At 64.7% G+C, this 2045-nt stretch carries 2 protein-coding genes; both read right to left on the bottom strand.

From position 1 onward, the window contains the following. Positions 1–83: 83 nt before the first annotated feature. Positions 84–1229 carry a TIR domain-containing protein gene (locus tag NBX02_RS04860; RefSeq protein WP_250290160.1) on the bottom strand — a complete coding sequence of 382 codons (1146 nt, stop codon included), beginning with the start codon at positions 1227–1229 and terminating at the stop codon, positions 84–86. Positions 1230–1467: 238 nt separating this feature from the next. After that, positions 1468–2010, bottom strand: coding sequence for a PIN domain-containing protein (locus NBX02_RS04855; protein ID WP_250290159.1), 543 nt, complete (start codon positions 2008–2010; stop codon positions 1468–1470). Positions 2011–2045: the final 35 nt, after the last annotated feature.

Here is a 2045-nt window from a genome sequence, read left to right as displayed (position 1 = left end):
CTGAGCCCTGAGCCCTGAGCCCTGAAACCAGACAAAACCGACCTCGTCGACACGCCAAACAGGCGAAACTTGTCGGACGGACGTTACGCCAGCCAGGACACCGGCCGGACCAACCCCGCAGGTAACCGTGTGGCTGCGTCCCCTTCCGCCGACTCGAGTTGCTTCTGGATCAGCCCCACCGCCTTGATGAGGTTCGCACCAGCCAGCGAAGCGTTCGTGAGGTCCGCGTCAGCCAGCCGGGCGTGAGCGAGAGTTGCCCTGTCGAGTCGGGCCCCAGCGAGGTTTGCGCCAGTAAGGTCCGCTCTTTTCAGCCACACTTTCACGAGCCTCGCCCCAGCCAGATCAGCACCAGCCAAATCCGCCCCAGCCAACCAAGCGTTAGTGAGATCTATACCGGCGAGTCGGGCCCCGGCGAGGTTCGTGCGGTTAAGTTCCGCTCCGCGCAGGTCGACACCAGACAGGTCGAAAGATCGATTCTTGGCGATCCGGACGAGTATGCGCCCCGCGGCAAGGAGATCTTCCGGGGCGACGGCACCAGGGCGCGCGCCTTTTGCGTTACGGGTTCCCCGGAGGAAGGATTCAAGCACCTCGGTCACTTCGTCGATCAAAGCTGGGTCAGCAGACTCGGCGGTAGCGGCGCGTTCCAGAGCACGGATGCCCGCGCAGCGGACCGCGAGTGTCGTCGAGCCAAGCTGACTCAGCGCGGTGGCGAGGGTGACGGCGGGATCGGAACGCTCTACCTCGCTGTGCAGATGCCCCACCGCCCCGGTAGCGCCGGGAAATATTGGCGTCGCCGTCGAAGCGGAGGTTCGGCCGGGGAAGGCCGCCAGTCGGGGCAGAACCTGTTTACCGACCGCGTACAGCAGCCGCTCACGAGCTTGGTTTTCGTCGAGGTCGAACAGGTCCACCCAGGTCAGGACCTGCAGCGTCGCCGGCGGTTCGACCGGCTCGAGGCGGACCGGTAACAGAGTGCGACGGGCCAGCGCCGCGGTCCACTCCGCGGTGCACCAGGCAGACGCGAAATATGCCTGGGAGTAGAGCGCGACCGTCCAACGGGCACCGGCAAGCTGGATGTTCATCCATTCGACGAAGTTCTGCCCAGGCAGGGAATCCCACACCTGTACTCGGGCGGCCAGCCCGGCTCCTTCGAGCATGGAGGCGATCCACGTCGCCCACTTCTCGTCCGCACTGGTGTAGGACACAAACACGAACGACTCCCCCTGCGTCATGTCCCTGTTGTAGCGGAATGGCACGCTCCGTGCCAGAACCAACCCGGGCCGGCAGCCGGGAAACACCGCATCCCGGCCAGCGCCACCTCGACTCGACCCTGCCCCGCCTCAAGCCTGTAGGGCTCGGTGAGCATGCGGATCTCGTCGGCGAGCCGGGTGCCCGCCGAAACTGAGCGCGACCTGCGCTATAGGGGCCGGGTGGCCCATGGGTGAGATTCTCCCAAGGGCCACCCGGCGGCTATAGCGTGCGGAGTGCCGCTGTCGATTCCACGAGTCCGTTACGTTCTAGCTGGCGCAGAATGTCGTCGACGGACTCCGGTGGGTTCGTTCGGGAGTCCGCGATCTGTTGGATGGATGCTGCCACCGCCTGCCCTCTGATGCCCACCTGGTCCAACACGAAGGCATCGGGTGTCTTGGCTTCGACACCCCACGGTTCCAGGTCGGCGGCGGGGAAGTCTTTCAGGTTCCGGGTGACGATGACCTGAGCACCGGCCTTGATCGCGGCAGCCAGCACATGCCGGTCTCCGGGATCGGGGAGCTTCAGCCCTTCGATCAGCGGCTCGTAGCCGAACACCAGGACGTCTCTGATGGCCGCGTTCATAAGGCTACGGAGGCGAGTGAGCTTCTCGGGCGATATGTCCGGCCGAGTCCGGCCTATCGCGGTGGCCATCTCGTCGAGGATCTCGTTGGTCCACTTCGCCTGCACCAGACCTGACTGCGCGATCCGGATCAGAAGATCGCGTAACGTGTTCGGATAGAGCACGTTGGCGTCGTACACCACCTGTCTCTTATACACATCTGACGCTGCCGACGACT

Source organism: Protofrankia sp. CiP1_Cm_nod1 (genome assembly GCF_920888515.1).
Lineage (GTDB): Bacteria > Actinomycetota > Actinomycetes > Frankiales > Frankiaceae > Protofrankia.
This window is presented reverse-complemented; position numbering and strand designations above follow the sequence as displayed.

Bases quoted from the DNA above. Each gene is read 5' to 3' on its own strand.
- NBX02_RS04860 (WP_250290160.1), bottom strand. From the start codon at position 1,229: ATGACGCAGGGGGAGTCGTTCGTGTTTGTGTCCTACACCAGTGCGGAC.